The organism is Desulfogranum marinum (genome assembly GCF_016918565.1).
In the GTDB taxonomy this organism is placed as follows: domain Bacteria; phylum Desulfobacterota; class Desulfobulbia; order Desulfobulbales; family Desulfobulbaceae; genus Desulfogranum; species Desulfogranum marinum.
On the sequence record NZ_JAFFQD010000037.1, the window covers coordinates 47,449 to 53,703 of the forward strand.

Consider the following 6,255-nt stretch of genomic DNA (forward strand, 5'->3'; position numbering starts at 1 on the left):
AAACAAGAAAAGCTCATAAGAAATTCTAGCTGAACAACCCTGAAACAAAACTGCCCCCTTTTTCCAGGATAGAAACAAGATAAGGCTCGCGGTGTCGCTTTTATGGAGACCAAGTCAATGTTTATAGGAGATATATGGACTTTGCAAACCGGCATCCAGAGCGCTTTTACATACGAGATGAGTCAAGCGAAGAATTGATTATCTTTTTCTAGGAAAACCAATTTCTTATATTTTTCTTCACCATTTTTCTGATTATATCAAAGCGATAACAACTTGCTTCGTTTGGGTTAGCTCGATTCCATTCTAAAACTTTTTCCAGATAAGAAATCCCCTTTGAGGAAAACCCAGCGATCATGACCATTTTCTTGAAAGTCATGTCGTCTATTTGAAGTTCAATAAAGCTTTTTGGGGATAACTCATTGTTAATAAAGGTTTGCATTACTCCGACCCTAAGTCTATGCGCCAAATCCCAAGATGACCAAACTGATACTTCTGGCAATACACTCTCGATCATTTTCCATGCATTTGTATCGATTATAGCTGCAAGAAGGTTTCGATGAAGAGGTTCGAATGAAAAATTAATTAGAACGGCAGGTTCAGGTGAGACACCAATAATAGCACGTGCTAAAAGGAAAGAATGGAATTGCCATAAGTAGTTACCAAGCTCTCCTTCTGCTTTATTAATAGCTCTGCACCACTCATCTCTAGCACTTGAAAGAGGGGGGGAATAATATTTCACATGAGAAGCAATTAGAGCTAGGGTCCTCATGTTTTTCACTTTGCATTGATCTACAGCTGTGAGAAGAAGTTGAGGGTGACTTTCGGCTGCGAAGAGCCATTTGTTTATAATGTGTTGGTCACTGATCTTGTTACAATCGAATCTCTCAAGTACAGCGTCAACAGCCTTTTGCCCAAAAAAATTTATCGCAACAGAAGGAACTTCCTTACTTTCTGAATCCAACATAAAAGAAAGTGTTTCATCGTTAATTTTATTGTGCTTGTTAAGAATTTCAACAATTCGCGTTAGGATAGGATAGGGACTCTCCCACACTGAAGAAGAGTTAGCAAGTTTGAGGTTTGCCTCTAATGCATAACAGAACAACCATGGATCATCTTTTGAACCTTGAAGGGCACTCTCAGGGGTCATGAGCTTAGCTGCTGAGGATGCAATATCCTGAAAAAATAAAGAATTAGATTGAAAAAATGTCCAAATAAATTTTGGGGCATTATGCCATACAATTTGTGCAATTTTGGTTATGTCATCTTCTGCGACGTGACCTTCTAAGAGATGCAGATAATCCACTAAATACTTTAAAACAGATTTTTTTAATTTTTTGTTTATATCTGAAAAGTGAATGAGCTCTTTTAACACTTGTCTTGTAAGGCTTGTAATTTGCGGGGTGAATCTCTCTGCCACTTCGATTGCAGCTTCAATGTTTACATATGAAGCACTCACAAGAACGTTCCATGCCAAAGACAAGTTTATAAAATCAGCTCTTCCATAGTTTGCTTCTGCCCCAAATCTCCAAAGAAAATTAGTAAGAGAGTTATTCTCTGAGGTGGGGGACAATTCCTTTGCCCATACGTTTAATATGTTATCCATATTATTGTTGGACGTGGTTACAAAATCTACCCAAAATTTTTCATCCTCATTCCGTTTTTGCCCAAGAAAAATGCTCTTGCTAGGTACAAACTGAAGATCGAATTGGTCCCCATATCTTGATCGGTCGGATGTTACCCAGGTACAAAAACGAAAATTCCTTCTAAGTTTTGGCCATTGCTGTAGCCATAAAGCAAAAGCTATTTCATCTACGGGAAAATTTTCTTTAATTTGAGCAAAAACAGAAACATTTGGGTATTTATATAGAGCTTCCATTAAATCTAAAATTGGCCTCGATGGAAGCTGCTGTATTCTATTGTCTTTAAATTTGTTATCTAATATCAAGCTGTTGTCGTATGAAAAAGTGTCACTAGCGTCTAGCGGTCGTCTGAATAGTTTTAGTAGAGAAAAATCATCCAAAGAAACAAGGTCAGAAAAATCCACAAGAAGTGTCTGTGTCCATACACAACCAGGTCGAGACATCTCTGGCGCAGGCCACGTCCTGGCTATTGCATAAGCTCCTATTTGAGACAAAGGGTATCCTGTTAGGTAACCAGTTGGCTGAATGTTTCCGCTTTGGCCAGAAAGGTCACTTAAGGTGAGAATTGTTTTTGCTGAGATACCGTCCACTTTCTTTGAACCTGATAAAAGCCGGTGCCCATCCTCATATCCATGCAATAATTGATGGACCAGGATTGGCTCCTGGCTTCTAATGCTCATTTCTTCATTAACCATTGAATAGGTAAGGTGAGATCGTGATTGGAGTCAGTACCATCTACTACCAGAATACGCTTAGATGGTATGTCTTCATCCTTAAGATGTTGTAACTCTTTTTCAGACTCAAAATCACCACCTTGTGCACTTACACCATAAATCTTTATTTCTGTGAAACAGTCACTTGATTGTAAAAACTGATGCAATAATGGTAAGTTACGACGAAGGTATTCTCCTGGTGTAGAACCTGTATCTTTCGTCTTGTCCCATGCTGAAATAATTATACCTAAACGTTTTTTTCCTTTTCCTAAAGGGGGAAGGGTGAGTGATTGCAGGAGGTCAACGAGAATAACTTGTGTTGGAGAACTATCGGGTGACCAAGGAACAAACTCGCGATCTTCTGGTTCTCCCCCCATAGCTCTAACCATTGCATTGCTTGATACTATGTCCACAGGTGGAGTAATTTTATCAGAATGAAGAAAAAGCAAAATTCCAGACGAGTTTTGGGTCCATTCCGCAACATGCTCTGGACATGACCGGTTCGACCAAAGAGAACGCCACGTCTCACCTGACATATCTGGAATGCTTAGGGTTACAGTAGAAGTTTCACTTTTGAGACTAATGGATATTTCTTGGTATTCATCAGTCGGAGTACGGGCAACTTGAATAAGTCTCGACCATTTTCTTGAAAGCTCGTTTAGATAATTTCGACTTTTTGGTAAAGACCCAAGTGACAATGTTGTAGAAATTTCTTTATTAGATAAAATATACCACAATGCGGCAATAAATGTTGTCTTTCCCGATGCAGGAAGGCCACATAAAATTATTTTGTTTTGACTCATTCTCCCCTCCTGTCGGTTTCTTGAAGTTGGAGAAAAGAGCGACTGAACTCAGATACTGAAGGTGCAATATGTTTAACGATATGTTGGCGTCGTAAAGTTTGTTCAAGAATATCAAGCACGCCGTAACAAGGTTCAAAAGTATCCAATTCTGAGCGAGCAGCAATTTTGAAACTCTTAATTTCAGCTAAAGATCCCCCGTAATTTTCTTCTACTTGGTTTACCAAATTTTCGAAATCTCGATCAACTCGTTCTTTAAATTTTGATAAAAACACGATGTCGTATTTAGTTAAAATTATACCAACTCTTTGATTTACACCTATCTTCTCTTCTTCCATTAGGGTGGCAATAATCATTCTGACATCATTAATAACACCATGTCGTTCATCACTGGCAAGTTTCTCTCCGTCCACTAAAAAGATTACATGGTCTGCTCTAGAAACTTCATGCAAACTCTCGCAATCTTCTAGATTGTCAGCAATAGCAGTGTAAAACTCGCCAGAACGATCAGAAATGAGAAGATCTATTCGTCCTGAGTCATGACTGTGGAGCGCTAAATGCAGAAAACCAAGGCCTTCCGAACGAGAAGTTCTTTGTGTTTCAGGACTTGACCCACCGCACTGGGATCTTGCATGGTGACAACGTTTTTCAAATGCAGGCAATGTCATTGAGCCATTAAAGCTCCAACGATCAAAGGAAGCATGCTGGAAAAAATCGTATAAACTTATTCCAAGAGTTGTTTTTCCAGATTTATTCGGGCCGATGACTGTTAAAACACGAGTCGACCTTTTACGAAGAATATCCGTTGCCTCGCCAATACTCAAAATTTCACCACTTGCAACTGATGTTTCGGTAAGGCTTGTTGATCTACTTGCTGGGGTTGGCTCTTGTTGGGATTCTTCATTGTTCACATCAGCAACGGGATGGTTTTCAATCGATACAATTTTTTGTTGATGTGGGCATTCTTTTACTGGAAACCCCTCCACACATTTCCCTGTCTCCGCAACTCTACAATCGGGGTTTGGACAAGTGAGTTTTGTCATCAGAACCTCACGATAGAAATTGTGAAATGAACTTGCACTCCCGATATACCTGCAGAGCAAGTTGTTGATGGTTCAACTCTGTGTTCTTCGTAATGTCTGAAATACTACTCCATCCATCTATCCATGATGCATTTACTCCAGTTTCTAGTGCACGCTCTGCTGCTATATGTACGGGGAAAATTATCGAGCTTTTTTTAATTTCATTATTTATTTTTTTTAGTGTTTCTTCTCCACAACTATTAATAGCGTCAGGTATGGTAACTTTACTACTGTTGCTAATTCCAACACGAGAAAAAACAGCTTTAAGCGATGGGGGTTCAATGAATTCTTCAGTCATACTAGCGGCTTCGATGGCGAGCAAAATTGGCCTAGATTTTTCATCAATGTCGCTGAATGAGTTACCCCACATTGTGCTCTGCTCACCAACCATCCACCAAAGCAACTGGAGTTCCTCATCTTGAATAATTATAGTTTTTTCTATTCTTTTTAAATGGTTATGAAAAGTTTCTTGCAAACCACTTAATGCTTCTGTTGTTATGTTCATTATATTATCAATAGAGCCAGGCTCCATAATATCTTTAACGTCAATTTCGTCAGTTAAAGATAGTTTAGGTCGTTTTCGATTATCAATGCCTTGGCGCAAAATGCTTTCTTCTGCCATGCCAGTTAAATCTATGTCAACTAGTAATCTGAAGTTTCCTAGAAATTTTATCGCATTATCTTGGTAGTCATTACTAGGTGGGAATGGCTATCGAAAAGCGATTTCATTTTTCGTGCCAACGGGAAGGGCTAAAGTCTGAATATGTCGCAATATCAACAAGATAAACAGTGAAAGGTGAGCGCCGTCATGGTATAATTCAATTATTCTCTAAGTAATTGAAAACATACCATAAGGAGCAACTCACCATGTTCATATTACGCGATCTAGTTACACCTTTACAACAAGAATTTTCCAGCACAAAGCAGGGGCAAAAAAGGAAAATCTGGTTTGCATACACCTTGCTGGCGGTGGTGGTTCCATTCACATCATCAATCACCTCTAATTTGTTGCGTGCTTTGCAGACTCTGTTTGGCCTGGATATACAGAGTCAACGGTTTTACACCTTTATGGGCAGCGCAACCTTACCATGGAAGGGATTGTGGCAAACAATGTGGGGAATGATTCAATTTCCAGCAACAGAAGAGAGAGTTCTTCTCGTACTGGATGATTCAATAAATCCCAAGAGTGGCAAGAATATTTTTGCTTGTGGTCATTTCCACGATCATGCGGGAAAAGGAAACCAGAGTTCGTATCCTTGGTCCCAATGTATATTGGCAATAGGTTTGCTCAAGAAAGTACAATCACGATGGGCTTGCCTGCCACTTGATTTTCGATTTTATATGATGAAGAAGGACATTGAGGCGAAATCCGCTACAGCTACACGAAAAGGGAAGATTCTCCCTTTTGAAAGCAAGATGCAGCAAGCAGCCACAATGATCAAAGAAGTCCAAAATTATTTTCAGCAATCAGTATTGATTGTGACAGATAGCTGGTTTGGCAACGATGGTCTCTGGTCCAGATTGGATCGTGGGAATGGAGGACTTTTCCACATGCTTTCCCGTATGCGGACAAATATAACGTTGTATGATTTTGCACCCACGTCTACAGGGAAACGTAAGGCTGGTCGCCCACGAAAATATGGTAACCGTTTGGGATCAGTGGATGATTGCGCAACCAAATATAAGGAGAAGGCTCAGACTTATACGGTTTTTCTGTATGGTAAAAAAAGGGAAGTGCAGGCATATTCACAGACCGTTATGTTACAAACAATGAGGTGCCCGGTACGAGTTGTTTGGTGTTACCGGAAGACACGATACGTTGCTCTCATGACCACTGACTTAACACTATCAGTTGAGCAGATAATCGAATACTACGGTGCGCGCTGGAAGATTGATATTTTCCAACCATACTGCCTCCATAAGTTTCAAGCATTCTTCTTTAATCTACTTTTTTCACCCGGGAACGATAAATCCACTGCCTTGGCCGTTCCCTATATTCAAGCAATCGCTTGATTTCTTC

The 6,255-nt window shown here is 39.7% G+C and carries 5 protein-coding genes; 1 reads left to right on the top strand and 4 read right to left on the bottom strand.

The genetic code is table 11. The features are described 5' to 3' along the window. Positions 1–208 precede the first annotated feature (208 nt). Genes JWH17_RS17930 through JWH17_RS17945 form a run of 4 tightly spaced genes read right to left on the bottom strand, consistent with a single transcriptional unit; the run spans position 209 to position 4,857 of the window. The gene (locus tag JWH17_RS17930; RefSeq protein ID WP_205224036.1) at positions 209–2,320 is read right to left on the bottom strand and encodes a GAP1-N1 domain-containing protein; all 2,112 of its coding nucleotides are present in this window, start codon (positions 2,318–2,320) and stop codon (positions 209–211) included. Further along, the gene (locus JWH17_RS17935; protein WP_205224037.1) at positions 2,317–3,156 is read right to left on the bottom strand and encodes a TRAFAC clade GTPase domain-containing protein; all 840 of its coding nucleotides are present in this window, start codon (positions 3,154–3,156) and stop codon (positions 2,317–2,319) included. Before JWH17_RS17935 ends, JWH17_RS17930 begins: the two co-directional genes overlap by 4 nt. After that, on the bottom strand, positions 3,153–4,196 hold the full coding sequence (locus tag JWH17_RS17940; protein WP_205224038.1) for a TRAFAC clade GTPase domain-containing protein: 1,044 nt from the start codon (positions 4,194–4,196) through the stop codon (positions 3,153–3,155). Before JWH17_RS17940 ends, JWH17_RS17935 begins: the two co-directional genes overlap by 4 nt. 7 nt (positions 4,197–4,203) lie before the next feature. After that, positions 4,204–4,857 carry a GTPase-associated system all-helical protein GASH gene (locus tag JWH17_RS17945; protein WP_205224039.1) on the bottom strand — a complete coding sequence of 218 codons (654 nt, stop codon included), beginning with the start codon at positions 4,855–4,857 and terminating at the stop codon, positions 4,204–4,206. A 245-nt stretch (positions 4,858–5,102) separates the two neighbouring features. On the opposite strand from JWH17_RS17945, the gene JWH17_RS17950 reads away from it, so the two are divergent. Then, a complete protein-coding gene (locus JWH17_RS17950) occupies positions 5,103–6,248 on the top strand; it encodes an IS701 family transposase (RefSeq protein WP_205224040.1) in 1,146 nt (381 codons plus the stop codon). The last annotated feature ends 7 nt before the right edge of the window (positions 6,249–6,255 follow it).

Coding starts and splice junctions, on each gene's coding strand:
- JWH17_RS17930 (WP_205224036.1), bottom strand. CDS start 2,320: ATGAGCATTAGAAGCCAGGAGCCAATCCTGGTCCATCAATTATTGCAT.
- JWH17_RS17935 (WP_205224037.1), bottom strand. CDS start 3,156: ATGAGTCAAAACAAAATAATTTTATGTGGCCTTCCTGCATCGGGAAAG.
- JWH17_RS17940 (WP_205224038.1), bottom strand. CDS start 4,196: ATGACAAAACTCACTTGTCCAAACCCCGATTGTAGAGTTGCGGAGACA.
- JWH17_RS17945 (WP_205224039.1), bottom strand. CDS start 4,857: ATGGCAGAAGAAAGCATTTTGCGCCAAGGCATTGATAATCGAAAACGA.
- JWH17_RS17950 (WP_205224040.1), top strand. CDS start 5,103: ATGTTCATATTACGCGATCTAGTTACACCTTTACAACAAGAATTTTCC.